The organism is Paenibacillus sp. FSL R7-0312 (assembly GCF_038004445.1).
Taxonomy (GTDB): domain Bacteria; phylum Bacillota; class Bacilli; order Paenibacillales; family Paenibacillaceae; genus Paenibacillus_AQ.
Genome location: NZ_JBBORE010000001.1, coordinates 4,435,273 through 4,461,243 on the forward strand (window position 1 = coordinate 4,435,273; position 25,971 = coordinate 4,461,243).

At 49.2% G+C, this 25,971-nt stretch carries 29 protein-coding genes; all 29 read left to right on the forward strand.

What is annotated here, in order from left to right; translation table 11 throughout:
• The first annotated feature begins 55 nt into the window (after positions 1 to 55).
• The 29 genes from hslV (at position 56) to MKX70_RS19525 (ending at position 25,956) form a co-directional block, all read left to right on the forward strand.
• A complete protein-coding gene (gene hslV, locus MKX70_RS19385) occupies positions 56 to 598 on the forward strand; it encodes an ATP-dependent protease subunit HslV (protein ID WP_039295147.1) in 543 nt (180 codons plus the stop codon).
• A 33-nt stretch (positions 599 to 631) separates the two neighbouring features.
• Positions 632 to 2,032 (forward strand): ATP-dependent protease ATPase subunit HslU, encoded by a 1,401-nt coding sequence (hslU, locus tag MKX70_RS19390; protein WP_039295151.1) that lies wholly within the window; start codon positions 632 to 634, stop codon positions 2,030 to 2,032.
• Positions 2,033 to 2,407: 375 nt separating this feature from the next.
• Positions 2,408 to 2,815, forward strand: coding sequence for a flagellar basal body rod protein FlgB (gene flgB / locus MKX70_RS19395; RefSeq protein ID WP_042237161.1), 408 nt, complete (start codon positions 2,408 to 2,410; stop codon positions 2,813 to 2,815).
• Between the two features lie 6 nt (positions 2,816 to 2,821).
• A complete protein-coding gene (flgC, locus tag MKX70_RS19400) occupies positions 2,822 to 3,268 on the forward strand; it encodes a flagellar basal body rod protein FlgC (protein WP_042237159.1) in 447 nt (148 codons plus the stop codon).
• 28 nt (positions 3,269 to 3,296) lie between these two features.
• Positions 3,297 to 3,605 carry a flagellar hook-basal body complex protein FliE gene (fliE, locus tag MKX70_RS19405; protein WP_042237156.1) on the forward strand — a complete coding sequence of 103 codons (309 nt, stop codon included), beginning with the start codon at positions 3,297 to 3,299 and terminating at the stop codon, positions 3,603 to 3,605.
• A gap of 34 nt (positions 3,606 to 3,639) precedes the next feature.
• Positions 3,640 to 5,229 (forward strand): flagellar basal-body MS-ring/collar protein FliF, encoded by a 1,590-nt coding sequence (fliF, locus tag MKX70_RS19410; protein ID WP_042237153.1) that lies wholly within the window; start codon positions 3,640 to 3,642, stop codon positions 5,227 to 5,229.
• 4 nt (positions 5,230 to 5,233) lie between these two features.
• A complete protein-coding gene (gene fliG, locus MKX70_RS19415; protein WP_042138160.1) occupies positions 5,234 to 6,250 on the forward strand; it encodes a flagellar motor switch protein FliG in 1,017 nt (338 codons plus the stop codon).
• Positions 6,243 to 7,091: a FliH/SctL family protein gene (locus tag MKX70_RS19420; protein WP_042237151.1), complete on the forward strand. Its 849-nt coding sequence runs from the start codon at positions 6,243 to 6,245 to the stop codon at positions 7,089 to 7,091. Before fliG ends, MKX70_RS19420 begins: the two co-directional genes overlap by 8 nt.
• On the forward strand, positions 7,084 to 8,397 hold the full coding sequence (fliI, locus tag MKX70_RS19425) for a flagellar protein export ATPase FliI (protein WP_042242743.1): 1,314 nt from the start codon (positions 7,084 to 7,086) through the stop codon (positions 8,395 to 8,397). The genes MKX70_RS19420 and fliI overlap by 8 nt, the downstream gene beginning before the upstream one ends.
• A gap of 6 nt (positions 8,398 to 8,403) precedes the next feature.
• Complete coding sequence (gene fliJ, locus MKX70_RS19430) at positions 8,404 to 8,847, forward strand: flagellar export protein FliJ (RefSeq protein ID WP_340785350.1); 444 nt, start codon at positions 8,404 to 8,406, stop codon at positions 8,845 to 8,847.
• A gap of 18 nt (positions 8,848 to 8,865) precedes the next feature.
• Positions 8,866 to 9,822 carry a MotE family protein gene (locus MKX70_RS19435; protein WP_340840523.1) on the forward strand — a complete coding sequence of 319 codons (957 nt, stop codon included), beginning with the start codon at positions 8,866 to 8,868 and terminating at the stop codon, positions 9,820 to 9,822.
• A gap of 22 nt (positions 9,823 to 9,844) precedes the next feature.
• Complete coding sequence (locus MKX70_RS19440; RefSeq protein ID WP_340840524.1) at positions 9,845 to 11,305, forward strand: flagellar hook-length control protein FliK; 1,461 nt, start codon at positions 9,845 to 9,847, stop codon at positions 11,303 to 11,305.
• Positions 11,306 to 11,331: 26 nt separating this feature from the next.
• The gene (gene flgD, locus MKX70_RS19445; RefSeq protein WP_340785360.1) at positions 11,332 to 11,817 is read left to right on the forward strand and encodes a flagellar hook assembly protein FlgD; all 486 of its coding nucleotides are present in this window, start codon (positions 11,332 to 11,334) and stop codon (positions 11,815 to 11,817) included.
• Positions 11,814 to 12,197 carry a TIGR02530 family flagellar biosynthesis protein gene (locus tag MKX70_RS19450; protein WP_042214883.1) on the forward strand — a complete coding sequence of 128 codons (384 nt, stop codon included), beginning with the start codon at positions 11,814 to 11,816 and terminating at the stop codon, positions 12,195 to 12,197. The genes flgD and MKX70_RS19450 overlap by 4 nt, the downstream gene beginning before the upstream one ends.
• Before the next feature lie 124 nt (positions 12,198 to 12,321).
• Positions 12,322 to 13,140 carry a flagellar basal body rod protein FlgG gene (gene flgG, locus MKX70_RS19455; protein ID WP_340785366.1) on the forward strand — a complete coding sequence of 273 codons (819 nt, stop codon included), beginning with the start codon at positions 12,322 to 12,324 and terminating at the stop codon, positions 13,138 to 13,140.
• Between the two features lie 122 nt (positions 13,141 to 13,262).
• Positions 13,263 to 13,487 carry a flagellar FlbD family protein gene (locus MKX70_RS19460; protein ID WP_039295177.1) on the forward strand — a complete coding sequence of 75 codons (225 nt, stop codon included), beginning with the start codon at positions 13,263 to 13,265 and terminating at the stop codon, positions 13,485 to 13,487.
• A complete protein-coding gene (locus MKX70_RS19465) occupies positions 13,484 to 13,951 on the forward strand; it encodes a flagellar basal body-associated FliL family protein (protein WP_042237140.1) in 468 nt (155 codons plus the stop codon). The genes MKX70_RS19460 and MKX70_RS19465 overlap by 4 nt, the downstream gene beginning before the upstream one ends.
• Positions 13,952 to 13,991: 40 nt before the next feature.
• Positions 13,992 to 14,990 (forward strand): flagellar motor switch protein FliM, encoded by a 999-nt coding sequence (fliM, locus tag MKX70_RS19470; protein WP_042237139.1) that lies wholly within the window; start codon positions 13,992 to 13,994, stop codon positions 14,988 to 14,990.
• Positions 14,980 to 16,290, forward strand: coding sequence for a flagellar motor switch phosphatase FliY (gene fliY / locus MKX70_RS19475; RefSeq protein ID WP_042237137.1), 1,311 nt, complete (start codon positions 14,980 to 14,982; stop codon positions 16,288 to 16,290). Before fliM ends, fliY begins: the two co-directional genes overlap by 11 nt.
• A gap of 26 nt (positions 16,291 to 16,316) precedes the next feature.
• On the forward strand, positions 16,317 to 16,682 hold the full coding sequence (locus MKX70_RS19480) for a response regulator (RefSeq protein WP_019910416.1): 366 nt from the start codon (positions 16,317 to 16,319) through the stop codon (positions 16,680 to 16,682).
• Positions 16,683 to 16,691: 9 nt separating this feature from the next.
• Complete coding sequence (locus tag MKX70_RS19485) at positions 16,692 to 17,222, forward strand: flagellar biosynthetic protein FliO (protein ID WP_340785413.1); 531 nt, start codon at positions 16,692 to 16,694, stop codon at positions 17,220 to 17,222.
• Entirely contained in the window at positions 17,219 to 17,983 is a 765-nt protein-coding gene (gene fliP / locus MKX70_RS19490; RefSeq protein WP_340840525.1) for a flagellar type III secretion system pore protein FliP, read from the forward strand. The genes MKX70_RS19485 and fliP overlap by 4 nt, the downstream gene beginning before the upstream one ends.
• Positions 17,984 to 18,005: 22 nt before the next feature.
• Positions 18,006 to 18,275: a flagellar biosynthesis protein FliQ gene (gene fliQ / locus MKX70_RS19495; protein ID WP_042237135.1), complete on the forward strand. Its 270-nt coding sequence runs from the start codon at positions 18,006 to 18,008 to the stop codon at positions 18,273 to 18,275.
• A 4-nt stretch (positions 18,276 to 18,279) separates the two neighbouring features.
• The gene (gene fliR, locus MKX70_RS19500; RefSeq protein WP_042237133.1) at positions 18,280 to 19,071 is read left to right on the forward strand and encodes a flagellar biosynthetic protein FliR; all 792 of its coding nucleotides are present in this window, start codon (positions 18,280 to 18,282) and stop codon (positions 19,069 to 19,071) included.
• 22 nt (positions 19,072 to 19,093) lie between these two features.
• The gene (gene flhB / locus MKX70_RS19505) at positions 19,094 to 20,188 is read left to right on the forward strand and encodes a flagellar biosynthesis protein FlhB (RefSeq protein WP_039295197.1); all 1,095 of its coding nucleotides are present in this window, start codon (positions 19,094 to 19,096) and stop codon (positions 20,186 to 20,188) included.
• A 71-nt stretch (positions 20,189 to 20,259) separates the two neighbouring features.
• Positions 20,260 to 22,242, forward strand: a complete 1,983-nt coding sequence (gene flhA, locus MKX70_RS19510) for a flagellar biosynthesis protein FlhA (protein WP_371916295.1) — start codon at positions 20,260 to 20,262, stop codon at positions 22,240 to 22,242.
• Complete coding sequence (flhF, locus tag MKX70_RS19515) at positions 22,239 to 23,627, forward strand: flagellar biosynthesis protein FlhF (protein ID WP_340840526.1); 1,389 nt, start codon at positions 22,239 to 22,241, stop codon at positions 23,625 to 23,627. Before flhA ends, flhF begins: the two co-directional genes overlap by 4 nt.
• Positions 23,624 to 24,505 (forward strand): MinD/ParA family protein, encoded by an 882-nt coding sequence (locus MKX70_RS19520; RefSeq protein ID WP_042237128.1) that lies wholly within the window; start codon positions 23,624 to 23,626, stop codon positions 24,503 to 24,505. Before flhF ends, MKX70_RS19520 begins: the two co-directional genes overlap by 4 nt.
• Positions 24,506 to 24,540: 35 nt before the next feature.
• Positions 24,541 to 25,956: a protein-glutamate methylesterase/protein-glutamine glutaminase gene (locus MKX70_RS19525; protein ID WP_340785419.1), complete on the forward strand. Its 1,416-nt coding sequence runs from the start codon at positions 24,541 to 24,543 to the stop codon at positions 25,954 to 25,956.
• The last annotated feature ends 15 nt before the right edge of the window (positions 25,957 to 25,971 follow it).

Here is a 25,971-nt window from a genome sequence, read left to right on the forward strand (position 1 = left end):
TGTTCTAAGTGATTCAAGGAAGCTATGCTCACAAAACTTTAGGAGGGTGCCCATTATGTTACCCAGCTTTCATGCGACTACGATTTGTGCGGTAAGACATGACGGTCATGCTGCGATTGCCGGCGATGGTCAGGTTACATTCGGAGAGAGCGTCATTATGAAGACGACGGCAAAAAAGGTCCGCCGCCTGTACAGAGGACAAGTAATTGCCGGTTTTGCGGGCTCCGTAGCGGATGCGATTACTTTGTTTGAGAAGTTTGAGGGTAAGCTGGAGGAGCATCACGGCAACCTGCAGCGGGCTGCAGTAGAACTGGCCAAGGACTGGCGCCAGGATCGTATCCTGCGTAAGCTTGAAGCGCTCATGATCGTGATGGACAAGGAAGGCATGCTGCTTATTTCCGGAAACGGCGAGATTATTGAACCCGATGATGACGTGCTGGCAATTGGCTCCGGCGGCAACTTTGCGCTGGCTTCCGGTCGCGCGCTCAAACGTCATGCATCGCATCTTGGCGCAGCCGATATTGCCAGGGAAGCTCTGCAGATCGCTTCCGAGATCTGTGTGTATACCAACTCCAATATTATTGTCGAACAATTATAGGCATGGTGCCATAGAAAAAGGGAGGAAGTCACAATGGTGAATCAATCGCTTACACCCCGCCAGATCGTAGCAGAGCTGGATAAATATATCGTAGGTCAGAAGCAGGCTAAGAAATCGGTGGCCGTTGCTCTCCGCAACCGGTATCGGCGCAGCCTTTTATCCGAAGAGCTCCGGGATGAGGTTGTTCCTAAGAATATTCTCATGATTGGTCCTACAGGTGTCGGTAAAACGGAGATCGCACGGCGTCTGGCCAAGCTGGTCAATGCACCGTTCATCAAAGTGGAAGCCACGAAATTTACCGAAGTCGGCTACGTAGGCCGTGATGTGGAATCGATGGTCCGCGACCTGGTAGAGACTTCAATCCGTATGGTGAAGCTCGAACGTACCGAAAAGGTGAAGGACCGTGCTGAAGAACTGGCGAACGACCGCATTGTAGCCATACTGGTTCCTTCGACCTCGAAGGGCAAATCGCAGCGCAATCCGTTCGAGATGATTTTTGGCGGTAATAACGGCGGTGCAGAGGAAGCCAAAGAAGAGCCGGAGGACGGTAGTCTGAGCGAGCGCCGCAGAGGCATTAAGTTTAAGCTGCTGGCGGGTCAGCTCGAGGACGATATCATTGAAATCGATGTAGAAGACACCACTCCTTCAATGATGGATATGTTTGCCGGCCAAGGCAATGACCAGATGGGCATGAACATGCAGGAAATGTTCGGCAGCCTGCTGCCCAAGCGTACGAAGAAGCGCAAGCTGCCGATCCGTGAAGCCCGTAAGGTGCTGATTCAGGACGAGGCTGCCAAGCTGATTGATACGGATGATATGATTCAGGAGTCGGTAGCCCGCGCAGAGCAGTCCGGTATTATTTTTATCGATGAGATTGATAAGGTGGCCAGCCAGGGTAAAGGCTCCGGTCCGGATGTATCCCGTGAAGGGGTGCAGCGCGATATTTTGCCTATCGTTGAAGGTTCCACTGTGATGACTAAATACGGGCCTGTGAAGACGGATTACGTATTATTCATCGCCGCCGGAGCTTTTCATATTGCCAAGCCTTCTGACCTAATTCCTGAGCTTCAGGGACGTTTCCCGATCCGTGTGGAGCTGAGCAGTCTTACTCTTGAGGATTTTGTCTCTATTCTGACCGAACCGGAGAACGCACTGACGAAGCAATATGTTCATCTGCTGCAGACCGAGAACATCGAAATTCAGTTCCAGAAGGAAGCGATTCAGGAAATTGCCAAAATCGCCGCTTCCGTGAATCAGAATATGGAGAATATCGGTGCCCGGCGCCTGCATACGATTCTGGAGAAGCTGCTGGAGGACTTGTCCTTCGAAGCGCCGGAACTAACACTGGAGACAATGGTCATTACTCCGGAGTATGTTCGCGAAAAACTGGCAGGAATCGCACAGGACCGCGATTTAAGTCAATATATTCTTTAAAGCGACAGCGTGATATCCCGTTAAATTAGGTATTAAGAATTATTGCTATCCAAATTCAATTCGAAAAACGTGCATAAAGAGTTAAATAATAGAAAATAAAAGAATTATTTGGAATAAAAAAGGTAGAATATTGTAAAAACATGCTTTAAGCCCTCTCTTTTCAGAAAAGATAGGGCTTATTTCTTATTGTAATAATATACAAATTCTAAGAGAATCAATGTATGTGAGATTGACATAAGAATCATCCATCGACATTGTTCGACCTGTTCTCGACAAAATAATGAAAAATTTAGCTTTTTTTGTCGAAAGCAAGCAGGAATTCGGGGGAAGTTGTGGAATTCTTTTCATTATGATAGGTTTGGAAGGGGGATTACCATGGGTTTGCTGAACAGTGTCAGTTTTCAAAGATTACAGGGAGGCCTAGATGCCGCCACTAAACGACAAAGTGTTCTGGCGAATAACGTAGCAAATGCTGATACGCCGAATTTTAAACGCTCTGATGTCAGCTTTGAAAGTTTCCTGAGACAACAGGAGAGCGGTGTAAAACCTACGCTGAGTGCGAAAGTATCTAACTCCCGCCATTTCCAATTTGGAACAGTAACCGCTGTGCCGGCTGCTGTTGTCAGTACAGATGAGACTACTTCTATGAACAACAACGGCAATAATGTGGATATGGACCGCGAACAGGCGCTGAGCGCTGAGAACCAGCTAAGGTATAACTCTTACATTGAACAGTTGAACAGTCAGATCACTATGATGCGTACAGTTGTGCAGGGAGGGTAATCAATAATGAACTTTGGTAGCAGCTTTGGAATAAGCGCCTCGGCATTGACTGCCCAGCGCCTGCGGATGGATGTAATTTCCTCCAATATCGCTAACGCAGAGACAACCAGGGCCTCCGTGGTTGACGGCAAAGCCGTACCTTACCGCCGTAAGCTTGTAGTACTGGAAACATCCCAGGCTGACAGCTTCTCTAATATACTCGATTCAAAAATGAGCGGCGGCAGCGAAGGTGTTAAAGTGAAGTCGATTATTGAGGATACTTCACCGCTGAAGCCCGTATACAATCCAAGTCATCCGGATGCTGATATTGACGGATATGTGTACATGCCGAATGTGGACCTTACGAAGGAAATGGTGGACATGCTGTCTGCCTCACGTTCTTATGAAGCAAATGTAACGATGCTTAATGCGTCCAAAGCGATGGTGGGTAAGGCGCTTGAAATCGGCCGTTAATTGAATTAATTGTTTAGGAGGAGAATAATTGATACAGAACTTATTGATTGGAACTCAGGCTGTACAGCCGCTGGCTATGAAACCCGTAGCTTCAGAAGCATCAGCCGTCTCCGAAACGGGACAAAGCTTTGGTTCATACCTGGAGAATGCTCTTAATCAGGTGGCGGACCAGGAGAAACAGGCTAAAGATATGAGTAACAAATTTGTTTTGGGAGAAGTCAACATTGATGAAGCGATGATTTCGTCCCAACAGGCATTGCTGAGTTTGCAGTTGACTACACAAGTCCGGAACAAAGTAATTGAAGCCTATCAGGAAATTATGAGAACTCAAATCTAAATAATCCTAGCTACGTTTCGGATGGGGTGACACTGTGAATGAAAGATTGGCCCAGTACCGGGAGAAGATTACCCTGTATTGGAACAGATTCAGCGGTAAACAGAAAATATTATTTTTCTCCACTCTGTTTATCATCATAATAATAATCGTAGTTTTGACCATGCAATTATCAAAGACAGAATACGAAGTTGCTTTTCAGGATCTGGATAGTACCGATTCAGCGGGAGTTATGAGTTATTTGGATACTTCAGGAATTTCTTACCGCTTAAGTCCGGATGGAAAGAGTATCTCAGTACCCAGTACTGATGCCGCGCGCATCAAGATAGCTATTGGTTCGCAGGGGATCGTAAAGGAAGGTTCCATCGGGTACAAAGTATTTGATCAATCTTCTTCGATGATTGGGACTACAGACAGTGAATTCAACGTGAAGTACAACAATGCGCTGAACGGCGAAGTTGAGCAACTGATGAGAAGAATGCAGGGGATTAAAGATGTCAAGGTTCTGATTACCCTGCCGAAGGAAACTGTGTTTGCCTCACAGGAGGACCAGGAGAAAGCGTTGGCTTCTGTGGTGCTTAGCTTTAATCCCGGATTTAGACCTACACAGGATAATATCGACGGGTACTTCAATCTCGTAAAGACCGCCGTGCCGAATTTGCCGGTTGATAACATTACGATCACTAATAATGAGGTCGAATTGATGCCGACAGCTAAAGGCGGGCAAGCTGGCGTGTCTAGCCAAGTCGAAGAGAACTTCGCATTGCAGAAGAAATTCGAAGATGATGTCAAGAAAGATGTCAAGCAATTCCTGAGTACGCTCACAGGGCCCGATAAAGTGGATGTTCTGGTGTTCTCCAAGCTCAACTTCGATAAGGAGAACCGTCAGGAAGAAATCGTACTGCCGGTAGATGCGGAGAATATGAAAGGGATTGAGATCAGTTCGCAAATTATCAGCAATACTTATTCGGGTCAAGGGAATACATCCGGTGGGGTTGCTGGTACAGGATCGGAAGATGTCTCTGGATATCCTTCGGGGACTGACACGGGTACTACTTCTTCTGAGGAATCATCGGAGACCAGGAACTATGAAGTGAATCGAATCACCAAAGATATTATTGCAAGTCCATATACTGTTAAAGATTTAACCATAAATGTTGCAGTTGAACCACCTAATGGGCAAACAACTTTGGATGATACAACTTCAGCGGCGATCCAGAATATTCTGGTCAATATTGTCCGTGCTTCGTTGGCAGATTCAGGTATTACTTATACAGACGCCGATTTAACCAAAAAAGTTTCGGTGTTCTCGCAACAATTTGGCAGTACGGCGGCGGATGCAGCGTCTGGCGGACTGGCTAGCTGGATGATCTGGGCAATTGGCGGAGCCGCATTGCTGGTCGGTGCGGGCGGCGGTTACCTCATCTACCGCAGCCGCAAGAATAAGCAGGAGGAAGAAGCGGAAGATGACATTCCGCTGCAGGTTCCTACCGAGTTTCCTTCTATTAATATGGAGAGCGTGACGAATGAAAGTCAGGTCCGTAAGCAGCTGGAAAGTCTTGCGAAGAAAAAGCCGGATGAATTCGTAAATCTGCTGCGTACATGGCTTGCTGAAGAACAGAGGTGAAGGAATGGCAAAAGCTAGCCAGCAGGGACTTAGCGGCCGTCAAAAGGCGGCGATCCTGCTTATCACACTAGGGCCTGAAGTATCGGCACAAATATTTAAACATTTGAGAGATGAGGAAATCGAGCAGCTGACTCTGGAAATTGCGAATGTCCGTAAGGTGGACAGCGTGGAGAAAGAGTCGATCATGTCAGAATTCCATCAAATCTGTCTGGCTCAAGAATATATCTCTCAAGGTGGTATTAACTATGCCAAGGAGATACTCGAGAAAGCACTGGGTTCAGCCAAGGCGCTTGAAGTTATTAACCGACTGACGGCGACGCTGCAGGTAAGACCGTTCGATTTTGCTCGCAAAGCAGACCCGAACCAGATTCTTAACTTTATCCAGAACGAAAATGTCCAGACTATTGCACTAGTGCTCTCTTATTTGCAGTTTGAACAGGCTGCCTCTATCCTGTCTTCTCTTCCTCAGGAGAAGCAGGCAGAGGTTGCCCGGAGAATAGCGATTATGGACAGCACCTCTCCAGAGGTTGTTACGCAAATAGAACGGGTTCTGGAACAGAAGCTGTCGGCTACAGTTACCCAGGATTACACAAATGCGGGCGGTATTGAATCGATTGTACAGATTCTGAACGGCGTTGACCGTGGTACAGAACGTACCATTCTCGACTCGCTGGAAATACAGGATCCGGAGTTGGCGGAAGAAATCAAGAAGCGGATGTTCGTCTTCGAGGATATCGTCAATGTGGACAACCGTTCAATCCAACGCATCATCAAAGATATCGACAATGCGGATTTGCAGCTTGCGCTCAAGGTGGCCAGCGAGGAAGTGCGGGATGTTATTTTCCGCAATATGTCCAAGCGTATGGCCGAAACCTTCCGCGAAGAAATGGAATACATGGGTCCTGTGCGGCTGCGTGATGTGGAGGAAGCACAGACCCGCATCGTAGGCACGATCCGCAGACTCGAAGAGTCTGGTGAAATTATCATCGCCCGTGGCGGAGGAGATGACATTATTGTCTAAGCTGATCAAACATTCTCAATATGTTCCGGTAGATGTACTGAAGCGGCTGGAGCAGGCCAGACATCATGCAGGGCTTACAGAAGATCCTGTTGCCGAGGAGGTTCCAGGCGAAGTCCACTATCAGGATCCCGCCAGGGAAGCGGCAGAGCAGGCACGCAAGCAAATGCTGAAAGATGCCCAGGAGTTTGCTGAAGGGCAGGTCCGCAGTGCCTCTCAGGAAGCTGAGAATATTATGGAATCAGCACGGAATGAAGCTGAAGAATGGTGGCGGCAGCGCAGAGAGCAGGACGAGCATCTTGTGGAAGCCGTCAAGTCCGAAGGATTTCAGCAAGGCTACCAGGAAGGTCTCGCCCATGCGGAGCAGGAGATGTCCCAGCGGCTTGCCGAGATGATGGAGGAAGCAAGAACCGTACTTCAGGAAGCGTACCGGGCAAAAGATGTAATTATTCAAGAAGCTGAACCTTTTCTTGTAGAGCTGAGCTGCGATATCGCCGAGAAAATAGTGGACAAGCAGCTGACCGTGGAACCGCAATTTGCAATGGAGCTGATCCGCAAGAATCTGGCCCGCAAGCGCGAGCAGGGATTGATTTCCTTATGTGTCTCTCCGGCACAGTTCGCATTTGTTAATGCAGCGCGAGAAGAGCTTTCACTTGCCGTGGACTCACAGGCAGAACTGCAGATTCTTCCGGATTCAACGGTTAAGGATCAGGGCTGTGTCATCCGCTCCTCCTTTGGCAGCATCGACGCACGTGTGGATACCCAACTGGCTGAGATCAAAAAAGAACTGCTGCGAATTGCCCTGGATGTAGGTGAACACAGAAATGGGGAAGACGATGCTTGACAGCGGAAGGTACAAAGAACAGCTGCGTAATTTTGACCCGGTCCGGATTAACGGCAAGGTTACCCAGGTCATCGGACTGATGGTGGAGTCGGAAGGACCGGATGCCAGCATCGGTGATGTGTGTTTTATTTATCCCGCGAAAGGAACTAAGCCGCTTCAGGCAGAGGTCGTCGGATTTCGTGACAACAAGGTGCTGCTGATGCCGCTTGGAGAACTGCAGGCTATTGGGCCTGGCTGTGATGTTGTCGGCACAGGCAAGCCGCTGAGTGTACAGGTAGGCTCGGAGCTGCTGGGCAAGGTGCTTGACGGTTTGGGCCAGCCGCTTGACGGCTCACTCATTCCTGCACGTATGCCGCACAGTTCAACCTTCAACATTCCTTCCAATCCGCTTAACCGTCCGCGTGTAGCTGAACCTATCAGCATCGGGGTCAGAGCGATTGACGGGCTTCTCACCATCGGTAAAGGACAGCGGGTCGGCATTTTTGCGGGCTCTGGTGTCGGCAAGAGCACACTGATGGGAATGATCGCCCGTAACACTTCGGCAGATGTGAATGTTATTGCCCTTATCGGTGAACGGGGCAGGGAAGTGCTTGATTTCATTGAGCGCGACCTGGGGCCGGAAGGACTGCAGCGTTCGGTGGTTATCGTGGCTACTTCGGATCAGCCGGCGCTGATCCGGATCAAAGGTGCCTTGATCGCTACTACAATCGCCGAATATTTCCGTGACCGCGGACTGAATGTCATGCTGATGATGGACTCGGTTACCCGCTATGCCATGGCCCAGCGCGAGGTTGGGTTGGCGGTAGGAGAACCTCCTGCAATGAGAGGGTACACCCCTTCGGTGTTCGCCAGTCTGCCTAAGCTGCTGGAACGGGCTGGAACAGGCCCTACTGGATCAATCACCGCATTTTATACCGTGCTGGTTGACGGTGACGATATGAACGAGCCGATCGCCGATGCTGTGCGCGGTATCCTGGACGGACACATTGTCCTGAACCGGAATATCGCGAATAAAGGACATTTCCCGGCAATCGATGTTCTCTCCAGCATTAGCCGTGTTATGAAGGATATAGCACCGGAAGAGCAGATTGCTGCAGCCGAGAATGTAAAGCGTCTTATGGCGGTTTATAAGGATTCCGAGGATCTGATCAATATCGGAGCTTACCAAAGAGGGTCGAACGCCCAAATCGATGAATCGATGCATTACATCGACAGCATCTGGGATTTCACCAAGCAAAAAGTAAACGAGAAGGTAACTCTTAGCGAAGTGCAGCAGTCTTTAATTTCACAGTTCTCGAGGAGTTGATTGATCATGAGATTCCATTATACTTTTCAAAAAGTGGTGGACTTGAAGGGTAACGAAAAAACACAGGCAGAGTGGATGCTCTCAAGCGCGCTCGGAGAACTGCAGGCACAGGAAAAAAGCCTTGATGAATTAATTATACAGCGCAATGCGGTGATGTTGTCCTTACAGAGTGCTGCTGAGCAAAAGACACCTATGGCTAAGCTTCGCGAAATGCAGGATTATGTGGATTATCTGGATAAGTGCATTGCCCGCAAACATTCCGATATCAGCCGGGCGCATATAGAGGTTCAGAGCAAGCAGGACCATCTCAGTACCAAGGTTCTGGATGAGAAGGTATGGCTCAAGGCCAAAGACAAAGCACAAACAGCATTTCTGCAGAATATGAGTTTACGGGAACAAAACGAACTGGATGAGATGGCTACCGTCCGCTTCGCGATGAAATCCCTCTAACCCGGGAGGTTTCCGCTAGTGGCAAATAATCAAATGGAACTTGAAGATGAAGGGTCGGCAGGTAAATTTGAGCGTTTTTTATTCTTGATGATCCCAATCATCTTCACGCTTGTACTGCTTGGAGTACTGTTGACCCTATTTAATATGGATATCCGCAATAATGTCCTTGAGATTGCGAACAAGATTCCTGTTGTGGAGAAATGGGTGCCTGAACCTGCCGCAGATCCGGATTCGGATACCGCCGGAGAAACCGCAGATGATCCGCAAGCTGAAAGTAAAGAGCAGGCGGCCAGCTCGGAGAGTACAATTAAAGAGCTGAAGTCTCAGCTTAACGCGCAGGCAGCGCAGCTGAAACAGGCAGAAGAAGATAAGACGTCCGAGGCTAACAAAGCTGAGGCGCTTCAGAAACAGATTGACGGGATGAAAGAAGAAGCGGCGGCAGTTGCAGCCACTGAGGAAGATGAAGATCCATATCTCAAGCAGGTCACGGATCTGGCCAAGCTGTATGCGGGAATGAAAGCCTCTAAAGCTGCACCGATTATGGAGAACTTGACTACAGATGAAATGGTCCAAATTTTCAGTGTGATGAGCAATGCCAGCAAAACGGCCATCCTGGAAAAGATGGACCCGAAAAAAGCTGCGGATGTATCTATAAAGCTAAAAGAAACAACCAATTCAACCGATATGGCTATTGCAGCCCTTCAATCGAGACTGAAACAGGATGAAGCCGGTACAACCACGGCTGCAGCCTCAGCCAATCTTGATCAGGAAAAGCTCAGCCAGACTTTTACTTCAATGCCTGCTGCTGACGCGGCTACACTGCTGGGTTCGATGTACAGCATTAGCCCGGACAAGGTCATCACTATACTGAATACAGTTAGTGATACTGTACGATCCTCTATCCTGGTGGAGATGACCAAGAATGACAGCGCACAGACAGCCAAAATTGTAAACCGGCTGATGGGCGGTAAATAATACTTGAAGGGAGGTGAAAAAGATGAGTTTAATCGTACAAACATTAAGTGCAGGTAACCTGGCTGTTGCCGGTGGAACGTCAACGGGTACCAGTGGAACTGCCGGTACGGCTACACCTTTTGCCCAGACGCTTGTACAGAGCATGGGAGGCACTACTTCTAAAGGGACGGAAGCACCTCTATTGGGCAATCTGGCTTCCTTGCTGCAGGGTCTTCTGAACGCGGTACAGACCAAGGGTGAGGAATCCGTCAGTACAGATGCCAAGAAAGCAGAACTTCTTGAAAGCCTCACTCAGGACATGGAGAATCTGGATGCAAGTCTGGAGGCTGATCCCGCGCTGCTCGCTGCTCTTCAAGGGTGGATTCTTCAAGTGTCGGCGCTCTTATCCGGTAATACTCCGGCTGATCAGACAGGCGCATTAGACACTGGAGCATTGGCAACAGCAGGTTTGTCGCCCCTTGCCCAGAACCCGGAAACCCTGCGTTTTGCAGTCCAGGATGAGCTGAACAGCCTGGTCCAACTGGTTCAGGATGCAGCTGTAAGCGGAAGTGAAGAAACGGCAACCAAAGGTGCTGCACTGTTAAATCAATTCTCAGCTATTCTGGCTGAAAGCGTGCCTGCCGATAACAAACCCAAGCTTAAGACTGTAAGTACAACAGAGGCTTCGTCAGTATCGCTTAAGCAGGCATCCGGAACAGAAACCAAACAGAATGTTGATGATAGTAGAAGAGTAGTTTCAAATATCCGTACATTTTTGGATGCCACAGTTAAGACGGAGTCTGCTTCAGTACCAACAGCACTAAATAGTACAAATGTAACTGCAGAAGAGAGCCCTCAGATTCCTTCCACGGGGATAGCTCCAGTGAAGGAGACGGCAACGTCCGAGGAAGCTTTGCCAGCCGCCAAAATATCAGCTGGCGAGCCTGAAATCGTTACAGCAGGCCAATTATCGCTTAGTAACGGAATTTCCGCACCACTGAAAGCACCATCCTCACCGGTGCCGGTTCAGCAATTCGCTCAGGAAATGAACACTTTTATCAGCGGTAAATTGGAAATCGTCAAAAAAGGCGGAGTAGCTGAAGCTACAATCACTCTATTCCCGGAGAATCTTGGACAAGTCGATGTGAAGATATCGATGCAAAATGGTAATCTGGTTGCCCAATTCCTGACCCAGCATAGCGGAACGAAGGATATTCTTGAACAGCAGATGAACCAGCTTCGTTTAGCTTTACAGTCCCAAGGCCTTCAGGTAGAAAAACTTGAGGTGACTCAGAACAACCCATCAGCTCAGTCACAATGGACTGGACAGCAGGGGCAACAGACGGGAGCTGGCGGACAACAGCAGGGTAGACGCTCTCGAGAGCGCCAGGAAGAATCCGCAGATGCGGTGCTTGCCGCAGAGCTTAATGGAGAATGGAAAGATTGGGTTTCGGCAACGCAGCATGATAATAATCAGAACGGCAGTTTTTCGGCCAAAATATAATAACTGGACAAGCGAGGTGAAATGAAATGGCAACAACGAATCCCGTTTCTGGCAGTAACTCATGGAATTATGTATCGGATAGTTCAACTACCAAGACAACAGGCAGCTCGACACTGGGCAAGGATCAATTTCTTAAAATATTGATTACCCAGCTGCAGAATCAGGACCCTATGCAGCCGATGGAGGATAAGGAATTTATCGCCCAGATGGCCCAGTTCTCATCTGTCGAACAGTTAATGAACATTTCCACCCAGCTTACGGCACTGAATCAGTCACTAGGTTCTGTATCCGGTCTGATTGGCAAAGATGTCACTTGGATGGATGCCCAAACCAAATTACCGAAATCAGGCAATGTAGAATCCATTGTTGTGAGCAGCGGTGTACAGTACGCGGTTGTAGGCAGTGAGCGGATCGCCTTACCAGATATCACACAAATTCAGAATCCTTCTGCTGAACCGGCAGCGGGCAGTGATACTCCGACGGGCGGCGGGGAGAGCGGGGGGACCACATGAGCGACAGACTGACAATAGGCCAACTGTATCCGGCGAGTGTACACCCTTCAACGCTTCAGCGTCAGCAGTCAGCCAAGAGTTCAGTAAGCTCTGAAGCTTCTTTTGAGAGCGTGCTGCAGAAAAATATGCTGAAGTTCAGCAATCATGCGGCAAAGCGGCTTGAGCAGCGGGGAATTGAGCTTGGCAGCCGCCAATTGGATCAAATCTCGTCTGCGGTAGACAAGGCAGCGGCCAAGGGCAGCAAAGAATCGCTGATCCTGATGAAAGATATGGCGTTAATCGTAAGTGTTGCGAACCGTACTGTAGTTACGGCTATGGACGGCAATTCGATGAAAGATAACGTATTCACACAGATTGACAGTGCAGTAATCATTTCTTGAACCGGCTGGTCCTAACTGGAGAGCCGAAATGGCCGCCGACCGACTGACGCGGACATCACTCCAATTTCCAATATTCTAACAATTAAGAGTCTGAAAGACTCTATATCTGGGAGGACGATAAACAATGTTAAGATCTATGTATTCAGGAGTATCAGGTATGCGCGGGTTCCAGACCAAGCTGGACGTTATCGGTAATAATATTGCCAATGTCAACACCATCGGCTTCAAATCAGGCCGCGTAATGTTCAAGGACATCATGAGCCAGACGGTATCCGGTGTTACGGCACCTGTTGAAGGCGGACAAGGCGGGGTTAATGCCAAACAGATCGGGTTAGGGGTAAGCATTGGTTCTGTGGACACAATGCATTTGGCAGGCAGTGCAATGACAACCAATAATCCGACGGATCTGCGGATTGACGGAGACGGATTCTTCCTGGTAAAACTCACGGGTGATCAGGAGACGCCTTTCCTTACGCGCGCAGGAGATTTCCATGTGGATTCTAACCGTAATCTCATTACTTCCGATGGTCTTCATGTCGTGAGTGTTGATGGGGAATCCATTCAATTGCCTGAAGAGGCTACCGCATTCTCTATCTCGAGTGACGGTACGATTATTCAGACGATGGCTGACGGGACGACTGAACAAGGGGTTCAAATCGCCGTTGCCAAAGTTAGCAACCCGCAAGGTCTTGAGAAAATCGGCGGCAATCTGTACCGGATGACATTGAATGCCAACGCAGAGGGAGCACTGGAACCGACTACTGCCAACAATGCTGAAGTGGGAACAGGCTCAATTGTTGCCGGCCAGCTGGAAATGTCTAACGTCGATCTGACGAACGAGTTCACGGAGATGATCGTGTCACAACGTGGTTTCCAGGCGAACTCACGTATTATTACAACTTCAGATGAAGTACTCCAGGAAGTAGTTAACCTCAAGCGTTAAGTTTTTGGGAATATGAGGGTTAGCCATAAGCTTGCTGTATAATAATAACTTTTCGCCTGTGGCGGTATCGTTATTATAGTCGTGGGGGGGACTCCTCCCCCTATTTTGTTAGGAGGCCTGTTATGATTTCGGTAACAAGATTGAATGGGGCGGCGATGTGGTTAAATGCCCTGCTGGTTGAAATGGTTGAGGAATCCCCGGATACGTATATCACGCTTGTAACCGGCAAAAGGCTGATTGTGCTTGAAAAGGCTGATGAAGTCATTGAGAAGATCAAGGAATACAACAGGGACATAGGCACACATGCTGCCACCATTAAAGTCCAATCGATGGAGGAGCTTTCATGAAGAAGATGATGCCATGGCTCATTACGATTTTACTGGCGATTACGCTCATTGTAGTAGCCGCATTTTTACTAATGGACAGGTTTTTCCCCAGTGATGCGAATGATGTGAACCAGGCTGTCCAGAACGTGGAAGCTAAGAGACTAAGCGCGGATGAAATCGTCGCCTTGACGGCGGTAATCACTGATATCAAAACTAATCTTGCCGATCCCGATTATATCCTTTCAGTTGACATCGCGTTTCAGCTAGATTCAGCGAAGTCCAAGGAAGAATTCGAAAAGATAAAAGCTATTAAAATTACACCGCTTATTATCAAAGCAATTGCCGATGCCCGGCCTGAGGAATTAAACGGGGCCAGCGGCAAAGATCAATTCAGCAGCAAGCTGGTGAACATAATCAATAAGAATTTGACTGAAGGCACGATTACCCAGATAGAATTCACCAAATTCATCTTGGCACCAATGTAACTGCTGACGGGATAATTCTTTGATGGGGGGGTGATTGAAATTGGTTGATGTACTATCACAAAATGAAATTGATGCTCTGCTTGCTGCACTCTCATCCGGTGAAATGGATGCCGACGAACTGAAAAAAGAAGAAACCCAGAAAAAAATCCGCTCTTACGATTTCAAACGGGCTGTACGCTTCTCCAAAGATCATATCCGCAGTCTTACCCGGATCCATGATAACTTTGCCCGCTACCTGACAACGTACTTTTCGGCCCAATTGCGCACTTTTGTACAAATCAGTGTCGTTCAAGTAGAGCAGCTCCCTTATGATGAGTTTATCCGCTCCATTCCCAAAATGACGATACTGAATATTTTTGAAGCCGAACCTCTAGAGGGCCGGATGGTTATGGAGGTGCATCCGAACATTGCCTTTGCCATGCTGGACAGACTGCTTGGCGGATTTGGTATAGCACCTTCGAAGATTAACGCCCTGACTGAAATCGAAACGACAATTATGGAGAGGATTTTCAGCAGATGTTTCGAAAGTCTGCAGGAAGCCTGGAAGACAGTTCTGGACATCCATCCACGGATGGAAGCACTGGAAACGAATCCGCAGTTTATGCAAATTGTATCGCCAAATGAAACGATTGCCCTTATCTCCCTCAGCACCAAAATTGGAGATACCACCGGGATGATCAACCTCTGTATCCCTCACGTTGTTCTTGAGCCGATTATGTCGAGGCTGTCTGTTCACCAGTGGTTTGTATCCGAGAAGAAGGTGCGGGATGAGGTTGAGCTTGAAGCCATCCGGGCAAGAGTTCACCGGGCTCAGCTTCCGATAGTAGCAGAGCTGGGTGAATCGAGGTTATCCATTGCTGAATTTCTCGGGCTCAGTGTCGGCGACGTGATTTCTCTTAACAAGACTGTGGATTCCGGACTGTCAATCAAGGTAGGGGACAAGCTGAAATTCATCGGAAGTCCTGGGATAATCAAAGAACGAGTGGCTGTGCAAATAGACGAGATTGTCAGCGAAGGGGTTGAAGAGTTTGACGAGTAAAGATTATTTGTCCCAAGAAGAGATAGATGCTCTTCTTAGACAGTCTGCGGAAGGTAACCTGGCTCCCTCGCCGAAGACAGTGGATGATTATTTAACACCTTTTGAACAGGATGCGCTGGGAGAGATCGGTAATATCACATTTGGCAGTGCAGCGACTGCGCTATCTACTCTGCTCGGCAAAAAGGTTGATATCACGACTCCAAAGGTATCGATTATTACCCGCAGTGAATTCGAGGATGCATTTCCTAAACCCCATGTCGCAGTTCATGTACAGTATGTGGACGGTTTCCAAGGGATCAATTCACTGGTCATCAAGATCAGGGATGCACAGGTCATTGCCGATTTAATGCTTGGCGGTGAAGGAGAACCCAAAGACGAGGAATTGAATGAAATTCATATCAGCGCCGTGCAGGAAGCCATGAATCAGATGATGGGCTCATCCGCTACTTCCATGTCGACTATATTTAACAGATTCGTCAATATTTCTCCTCCAGGCATCGATATTCTAAATATGTCCAGTGGAGAAGGGGTTGGAAGCCTGCCGGATGATGAAACATTAATCCAGATTTCGTTCCGGCTGAAGATCGGCGATTTGATCGATTCCACGATTATGCAGCTGTTACCGGTACCGTTCGCCAAAGACATGGTGACCATGCTATTGGGCGATGTCAGCCAGGCTGACCAGGAAGCGGCCGTTACGTCGACCGCAACACCTCCCAAACCCGCCGCCGCACCAGAACCTGCTCCGGCAGCACCTCCGGTACAGCAGCAGATGCCGGCACCTGACCCTGGAGGGATCCCTCCTCAATATCCGCCGCAGGGGATGCCGCCATATCCGGGAATGCCTGAAGGTGGCTATTATTATCCTCCGGCCGGTATGCCAGCCTATGGAATGCCGGGTATGCCGCCTTACGGAATGCCGCCTCAAGGAATGCCATATCCGCAGGCGCCGCCGCAGAATTCTGCACCTAATCGCAATGTGAATGTGCAGCCGGTACAATTTGCTAACCTCAGTGCAGGGGCTTTTGGCAATATTGACGAAAATAATTTAAATTTATTGATGGACATACCACTGAGAGTGACCGTAGAATTAGGAAGGACCCAGAAGCAGATCAAAGATATTCTGGAAATGTCGCAAGGTTCGATTATCGAACTGGACAAACTGGCGGGCGAGCCTGTTGACATTCTGGTTAACAACAAGCTCATTGCCAAAGGGGAAGTCGTAGTTATAGACGAAAACTTCGGTGTCCGCGTTACGGATATCGTCAGCCAGTGGGACCGTATACAAAAATTACAATAAGCATACTTAGGGAGGATTTTGTAAAAATGGCTAACCGAATTCTAATCGTGGACGATGCAGCATTTATGAGAATGATGATCCGGGACATTTTGTCGAAGAACGGATTTGAGGTAGTGGGTGAAGCCCAGGACGGTTCACAGGCTATAGAGAAATTTAAGGAACTGCGTCCGGATCTGATCACGATGGATATCACCATGCCTGAAATGGACGGAATCGCCGCCCTAAAAGAAATCAAAAAAGTAGATGCCAATGCCAAAGTCATCATGTGTTCAGCCATGGGTCAGCAGGCTATGGTCATTGATGCAATTCAAGCCGGAGCGAAGGACTTTATCGTTAAGCCTTTCCAGGCTGACCGTGTAATTGAAGCTATCAATAAAACGTTGGGTGTGTAGGAATCAGGTATGTTAGCCAATTCCGGAACGCTCGGAGACGGTAGTAATGCCCTGCTGAATTTGCTCAAAGTTGTTTTTGTTCTTGCAGTAATTGTCATTCTTATCGTGCTGCTGATCCGTTTTCTGGGACGCCGCAATCAGACATTGATGAGCGGCCGTTCCATCCGTACACTTGGTGCGATGGGGCTCGGTCCGAATAAGTCGATTCAGATCATCGAACTCGGCAGCAGCCTCTATCTTATCGGAGTGGGTGAGAATATATCCATGATGGATAAAATCACCGATCCGGCAGAAGTTGCTTTAATCATTTCCGCATTCGAAGATCAAACGTCAGGCACTGACAACTTTATTACACCGCTTATCGCCAAAATCAAATCAAAGCTGCGCGGTGAAGTCCCGTCCCAGGAAATTGAACTTAATGAGACTTCGTCTTTCTATGAGACGCTGCAGTCCAAGCTTGCGCTTGCGCCTGAGCGTAAAGAGAAGCTCGAAGAGCTGCTGCGTGATGATGACCTTAAGAATGAGTCGAGGGATTTATGAAAAAAAAGCTGATTCTTTCGTTACTGCTTCTAGGTATATTCAGTATTGTTCTTCTGCATCCGGTTCACGCGGATCCTATTCCCAACATTAGTATTCAGGTCGGTGATAACGATACTGCAAGCGGTGGCACGAGTTCAATTTCCATACTGCTGCTGGTAACGGTTCTGAGCATAGCTCCTTCATTTCTGGTGTTAATGACAAGCTTTACCCGGATAGTGATCGTACTGGGGTTCGTAAGAACTTCGCTCGGTACGCAGCAAATGCCCCCAAACCAGGTGCTTGTGGGACTGGCTCTGTTCCTGACACTGTTTATTATGTCACCGACACTGGCAACAGTGAATGAAACGGCCTTACAGCCGTATATGAAAGGCACGCTGACCCAGAGCGAGGCGCTCAATAAAGCGCAGGAACCGCTGAAGGAATTTATGTTCAAGCAGACCAATACCAAGGACCTGCTGCTGTTCATGAACTATACCGGCAACAATTCAACGGTCAAACCGGCCAGCTACAATGATATCCCTTTGACAGTTATGGTACCGGCGTTTGCGATTGGTGAGATGAAAAAAGCATTTATGATGGGCTTTATGATTTTTATACCCTTTCTCATTATTGATATCGTAGTATCCAGTACGCTTATGGCCATGGGGATGATGATGCTGCCGCCGGTCATGATATCCTTGCCTTTCAAAATTATGCTCTTTGTACTAGTGGACGGCTGGTACCTAGTAGTCAAATCACTGCTGCTAAGTTTTAACACCTGACCCTTAAGAGGAGGCGTAAGGGATGAATGCGGATTTTATTATCGGTCTAGCCGGCCAAGCCGTATATTTGGTGCTGGAAACCAGCGCACCCATGCTGATTCTTGGTCTGGTGGTAGGACTGATCGTCAGTATATTTCAAGCCACAACCCAGATTCAGGAGCAAACCCTGGCGTTTGTTCCCAAAATCGTTGCCGTACTGCTCGCATTACTGCTATTCGGTCCGTGGATTATAACGAAGCTGGTGGATTTCACCAGTCAAATTTTGGGCAGCCTCTACATGTATATCGGTTGAGATTATGAATATAGAGACCCTGCTGCAAAGTTTTCCTGTCTTTCTGCTGATTTTTTGTCGAATTACTGCTTTTTTTGTTGTCGTTCCTGTCTTTTCTTCGCAAAGTGTGCCGACAACATTCAAAATTGGTTTGTCTTTTTTTGTTTCCATGGTTATCTTCAGCTCAGGCGGGATGAACATCACCGTTCCGCAGGATCTGAATTTTATTCTGCTGATCGTCAGAGAAGCTTTAATCGGACTGCTGCTTGGCTTTGTCGCGTATCTGATGTTTATGACGATTCAGACGGCGGGTTCTTTTATCGATATTCAGATCGGGTTTGGTATCGCCAATGTAATTGACCCGATGACTGGCGCATCAGCCCCTATTATCGGTAACTTCAAGTATATGATTGCGCTGCTGCTGTTTCTGACGATGAACGGACATCACTATTTGCTGGATGCCATTGTTTACAGTTATAAATGGGTGCCTATCGACAATGACCTGTTCCTCAAAATGATCGACGGAAGCTTGTCGGAATTCCTGATACGCACCTTCGCACAATCCTTCATGCTGGCCTTTCAAATGTCGGCGCCGCTGGTTACAGCACTATTCTTAACGGATGTGGGTCTGGCCTTCCTGGCGAGAACCGCTCCGCAATATAATGTGTTCGTCATCGGGGTTCCGCTCAAAATCATTGTAGGTCTGGCGCTACTTCTTATACTGATGCCGGGGCTGGCTGTGCTGTTCCAGAATCTCTTCGACATTATGTTTGAGTCCATGCATAACTTACTTGGCCTCGTGGGGAAGAGTCCTTAGGTAACGGTAAGGAGAGAGTGTCATGGCTAAGCCAAAACGATATAAATTAAATCTTCAGCTGTTCGGGGGAGATAAGACTGAGAAGGCCACCCCGAAGAAACGGCAGGACGCCCGCAAGAAAGGGCAGGTAGCCAAGAGCGCGGAGATGTCCGGCGCAGTGGTGCTGTTCTCGGCATTGTTGTCGCTGAGCATTTTCGGCGGTTTCATGAAAGAACGCTTTGTCAAGCTGTTCACAGATGTGTTTCAGAACCGGATGATGATGGAAGTAACAGCGGAGAATATCTCCAAGCTCTTCAACCAGTACGGGCTGCAGATTCTGATTCTGCTGGCTCCCCTGCTGGGCATCACCTTCCTTCTGGCGCTTGTGGCCAACTTCGCGCAGGTGGGATTCATGGCTAGCGGTGCAGGGATTACACCCAAGTTCGAGAAGATTAATCCGATCAAAGGCTTCAAGAATATTTTCTCCATGCGTTCGTTTGTAGAGTTTCTCAAGTCGATCTTCAAGCTGGTGCTGATAGCCTATCTGGTCTACAGCACGCTCTGGGGGGAGAAGGAGAGCTTTGCTTCCCTCGCACGTGTTAGCGCTGAAAGTGTGTTCGGCTTCGCTGCGAAGCTGACCATGAGCCTGGGCATCAAGATTGCGGCGGCTCTTTTTATCATGGCCGTTCTGGACTATATTTATCAGAAATACGAGCATGAGAAAAGTCTGAAAATGTCCAAGCAGGACATCAAGGACGAGTACAAAAAGATGGAGGGCGACCCCATCATTAAAGGTAAAATCAGGGAACGTCAGCGCAGAATGGCGATGCAGCGGATGATGCAGGAGGTCCCTAAGGCCGATGTTATCATCACGAACCCGACCCACTTTGCGGTTGCCCTGAAGTATGACGGTTCCAAAATGGAGGCTCCGCAGATTATAGCCAAGGGCCAGGATTATGTGGCGCTTCGTATCCGGGAGCTGGCCAAGGAGCATGGTGTTGTGACTATGGAGAATAAGCCGCTGGCACGGGCGCTATTCCAGAGAGCGGAAATCGGTGATGTGGTTCCGGCCGATTTGTTCCAGGCTGTTGCCGAAGTGCTGGCCTATGTATACAAGCTTAAAGGTAAGAGGAGATAAGCCGGGGGAGGTTAAGGACATTGAAAGCTAGAGATCTAACAGTTCTACTGGGCGTTATCGGCATTGTGCTTATGATGATTCTGCCCATCCCTGTCTGGCTTCTGGATGTACTGTTAATTGTCAATATCTCAATAGCCCTGACCATTATATTGGTCGCAATGAATACGAAAGATCCGCTGCAGTTCTCGATTTTCCCTTCATTACTCTTGATCACTACACTGTTCCGGTTAGCCTTGAATATCTCCACCACCAAACTGATTCTTGGTGATGGTCATGCCGGTGAAGTGGTAGCTACATTCGGAAGCTGGATTGCAGGTGGACAAATCGCTATAGGTTTCATCGTCTTCCTGATTCTGGTTGTTGTGCAGTTCATTGTTATCACCAAAGGCTCTGAGCGCGTTGCCGAGGTGGGGGCGCGCTTTACACTGGATGCGATGCCCGGTAAACAGATGAGTATCGATGCGGATCTGAATGCAGGGATGATCAATGAGCAGCAGGCGCGCGAACGCCGGCGTAATGTTGAGCGCGAAGCGGATTTCTTCGGAGCCATGGATGGTGCGAGTAAATTCGTTAAAGGTGACGCCATTGCAAGTATTATCATCCTGCTGATCAATCTGATCGGCGGCTTTATTATCGGGATGACAATTCACGGAATGTCCTTCCAGGATGCACTTTCGACCTACTCCATACTGACGATCGGGGATGGCTTGGTCAGCCAGATTCCGGCACTGCTTATTTCCACCGCTTCCGGACTGATCGTAACCCGGGCGGCTTCGGAAGGCAATCTGGCTGAAGATTTGACTGGACAATTGCTGTCTTATCCGAAGCTTCTCTATATTGTAGCAGTGACCATTGCTTTTCTGGGTTTCTTCACCCCGATCACGGTGATGTCTACATTGCCTCTGGCGGGTCTGATGGCTTATGCGGCCTACAGCATGGGCCAGAAGGCCAGCAGGCAGCAGATTGCCGATGAACAGCTGGTAGAGGAGAAGCAGATTGAAGAAGTGCGCAGCCCCGAAAGTGTCATTAATCTGCTGACGGTTGACCCGATCGAGTTCGAATTCGGCTATGGCCTGATCCCTTTGGCAGATACGGGACAGGGCGGCGATCTGCTCGACCGTATCATCATGATTCGACGGCAATGTGCGCTTGAGATGGGTCTAGTCGTGCCGGTTATTCGTATTCGCGACAATATTCAACTAAAACCGAATGAATATGTCATCAAAATTAAAGGAAATAACGTTGGCGGCGGTGAATTATTACTTAATCACTATCTTGCCATGAGTCCCGGTTATGATGACGAGTCGATTAGCGGGATTGAGACTATCGAACCATCGTTTGGATTACCTGCATTATGGATTGATGAATCTGTTAAAGAACGGGCGGAGTTATCCGGTTATACGGTAGTGGATCCCCCTTCGGTTGTGGCCACACATTTGACAGAGCTAATCAAACGTCACGGTCATGAGCTGCTGGGACGTCAGGAGACCAAACAGCTGGTCGATAATCTCAGGGAGAACTATCCCGTTCTGGTGGACGAACTCATTCCTTCCATACTGGCGGTTGGTGATATTCAGAAAGTCCTTGGCAAGCTGCTCCGTGAGAAGATTTCCATCCGGGATCTGGTAACGATCTTCGAGACTCTGGCGGATTATGGCACATACACCAAGGACCCTGATATTCTAACGGAATATGTCCGGCAGTCCCTGTCCAGGCAGATTACACAGCAATTCTCACAATCGGGTGAAACATTGCGTGTAATTACAGTAGGTCCCACACTTGAAAAGAAGATTACCGAAAGTGTTCAGCAGACAGAGCAAGGCAGCTATTTGGCACTTGATCCTGTTTCCACTCAAACCGTCTATCAGCGGCTTACGGAGCAGATCAACCGTCTCTTGCAATCCGGACAGCAGCCGATCGTCTTGACATCTCCTACCATTAGAATGTACCTGCGGCAGGTGATTGAACGGACGATGCAGGATATTCCGGTGTTGTCTTACAGCGAGCTCGAGCCAAATATTGAAATTCAAAGCGTTGGGGTGGTGAATTTATGAGAGTGAAGCGTTATGTGGTCGATACGATGCCTGACGCCATGCATTCCATCCGCAGCGAACTTGGAAGCGACGCCGTCATTTTAAGCACCAAAGAGGTTAAAGTCGGCGGATTTATGGGCATGTTCACCAAGAAGAAAATCGAAGTCGTGGCAGCCGTTGAGAATGCCCAGAAGCCGGCCGTGCCCGAGAAAGTACCTGCTCAACCGATGAATATACCACGAAGCGCTGTTCCGCAAGCTTACCAAAAGGCGGCTTCAGCATCTGCTCCAACATCAGCCCGCTCATTTGCCGAGATTGCCGCTGCACTTTCTGATCCTGGTGATCAGGGCGGCGGAGGCGTAGCGGTGATGGAGGCACTATCTAAGACAGAGGAGCCGGACATTACGGCGGTTGCACCCGCTAAAGAGCCGCAGCCGGTTCCAAATCCGGAGGAGGGCCGCAAATCTCTCTCGGCAATCTATGATTCCCTTGTCGCCGAAGAGCCTGCCCCTGGCGGTGTTCCTGCACAAGAGAGCGATGTCCTTCGTGAAATCAGGGATATGAAGCACTGGATGGAGCGTATCGCGCGTTATTCCTCCGGGGCAGCTGAATTGCCGGACGCACTGGAAGTGCTCAAAAGCCGTCTGATTGATCAGGAGACAGACGCAGTACTTGTGGATGAATGGATTGGAAATGTTCTGGAGCGCTACCGGGGAGAAGGCAGCGGCTGGAGGGCGGACCGCTTCGGTGAAGCATTGGAAGAGCAAATCGGTGAATTCCTGGCTGGACGCATCGGCAAAGGAATTGCTCCCGATACAAAGATCGTATACATTGCCGGACCTACAGGTGTAGGCAAGACAACGACCATTGCCAAGCTGGCGGCGGAGCAGCTGTTTAAGCAGGGCCGCAAAGTGGGCCTGATTACCTCGGACACCTACCGGATTTCAGCGGTCGAGCAGCTTAGAACATACGCATCCATTTTGAATATGCCGCTGGAGGTTGTCCAGTCGCCCGGGGATCTGCAAAGAGCCATGTTCCGCCTGGAGGGCTGTGATCTGATACTTATGGATACTGCAGGCCGGAACTACCGCAATGAAATGCTGGTGGCCGAACTGCAGAGCCTGCTTGCCAAGGAGCTCAAAAGCGAAACCTTCCTGGTGCTTAGCCTGACCTCAAAAAGCCGCGACATGAAAAAGATCGCTGAGCACTTTGGCAGATACCCGCTGGATAAGGTTATTTTCACGAAGCTGGATGAAACAGGCAGCTATGGCCCGCTCTTCAATGTTCTGAATGATTTTCCGCTAAAGCTCTCTTATATTACGAATGGCCAGAATGTTCCTGATGATCTTCTGATGGCTACCAGAGAGCAGATTACCGGAATGCTGCTGGGAACAGGGGGCGAGTGATGGATCAGGCGCAAGCTTTAAGACGGTTAGTATCCACCCAGGATTCTAGGCAGCTCACCGGCAGCGGAGTCTCTGCCCGGATCATTACCGTATGCAGCGGAAAGGGGGGAGTCGGAAAGTCGAATTTCACCCTTAACTTTGCGCTTGCACTGAAATCCCTGGGGCGGAGAGTTCTGTTGTTCGATGCCGATATCGGCATGGCTAACATAGACGTGCTTATGGGCGTGTCAGCGAAATACAATCTGTACCATCTGCTTAAGCGGGAAGCCGATATCGGACAGATCATTCAGCTGGGTCCGGAATCCTTACCTTTTATCGCTGGCGGTTCCGGAATGGATGAGCTATTCTCACTCTCAGAAGCTGATCTGGACTACTTTACCGCTCAGATTGCGCAAATTGCCGACACGATGGACTTTATACTCTTTGACACAGGGGCTGGATTGTCGAAGGAAACGATGAAGTTTATCACTTCTGCAGATGACTGTCTGGTTGTAACGACGCCTGAGCCTACCGCGATTACGGATGCATACGCGCTGATGAAAGTTGTTCATAACTCGCATCCTGAGGTTTCATTCCGGCTGATTGTCAACCAGGCGGGGGATGAACGGGAAGCAAGAGTGACCAGTGATAAAATCCGCATGGCCGCCAGCCGGTTTCTGCAGCTCGAACTCCCGTTTCTGGGCTATATAAGCAGTGATCCCCATGTAGTTCAGGCAGTGAAGAAACAAATTCCATTCTCAGTGGCTTTTCCGAACAGTATAGCAGCTAAAGATGTGCACCGGCTTGCGCTGAGCTATCTGGCTGTTGATTCAGTAGAAACCGCTAAAGTACAGGGCATCAAGGGATTTATCAGCAAGTGGTTGAAACGAAACAAATAATTGTTCTGAATTTGAGGGACAGAGGTGGAAATGCTATGAGGCCATACAAGGTTTTGGTCGTTGATGATTCTGCTTTTATGCGTAAAATCATTTCCGATTTAATTGAAAACGATCCTGACTTTCAGGTAACAGCAACGGCGTCCAACGGCCGTGAAGCTATTGAGAAGGTGAACGAGCTTCGTCCGGATCTGGTAACCATGGATGTGGAAATGCCGGAAATGAATGGTCTGGAGGCGCTGAAAATAATAATGGCCCAGCGTCCGCTGCCAGTCATTATGCTGTCGGGGATTAATGAGGAGGGGATGAAGGAAACCATTCTGGCTTTGGAATGGGGGGCTTTCGATTTCATCCGAAAGCCGTCCATTTCAAACTCCCAGGATATTATCGCAGTGGGGGAATCACTCCGCGAGCAGATGAAGGAAGCCATGCTGGCGCGCGAACAGCGTGAAGCACGCGCTTCTGCTTACAAGGCCCCTGAACTGCTGCCTCCTGATCAGCACGTTCTGCCAGCGCCGCCTGCTGCTCCGCGCACGGTCATAGAACCATTGAAACGTAAGGCAGAGCCGCTTAAGAAAGAAACGGACTCCTTGCGCAAGCCGGCTCAGAGTGCGCTGATGCCGAAGGGCAGAGCCCCTCAGGAGCTGCCGGCAGACAAGATCCCTCCAGTGAAAGGCCCGGTCAGTGAAGTTACGAAGCGGCCGGGCAAGCCGGCTCCAACAGTGCCACCACCTGCATCCGAACGCTTCAGAAGCCGGACTCAAGGGGATACGGGAGCAGCATTGCCCGATCTGCGGGCTGCTGCCGCTGAGACGGCTGCAGGAGGCTTCTTTGATCCTCCTGTTGCGCAGGCAGGCCCTGTTAACGGAAATAGGGGCCTGCGCAAGCTGGTGGCGGTAGGATGCTCTACCGGCGGTCCGCGGGCGCTCAAGGCGTTCCTGGAGAACATCCCCGGTAATTTTCCGGCACCGATTGTCATTGTTCAGCATATGCCGCCTAATTTCACCAAATCGCTGGCTCAGCGGCTGAATACCTTCAGCGCGCTGGAGGTTGCTGAAGCGGAGCATGGCATGGTTCTGAGGCAGGGGGCTGCGTATATAGCTCCTGGCGGATATCATCTGAAGGTTGCTCTGGCGGCCGGCGGCCAATATGTGATTGAGCTTACCAAGGAAGAAGCCCGCAACGGACATAGGCCTTCTGTAGATACACTGTTCGAATCGGTACTGCAGCTTACTTCGCTTGAACGTCATGCGGTCATTATGACCGGGATGGGCAGCGACGGGGCCCGAATGATGAAGGCACTCTATGACTCGGGTGTGACGTCAACCTTTGCCGAGAGTGAAGAGACCTGTGTCGTTTACGGAATGCCGCGGTCTGCAGTGGAGCTACAGTGCGTGAAACATATCCTGCCTTTGCAAGAAATTGCTCCAAGGCTGGTGCAAGCCGTTAAATAAAGGAAAAGCGAACTC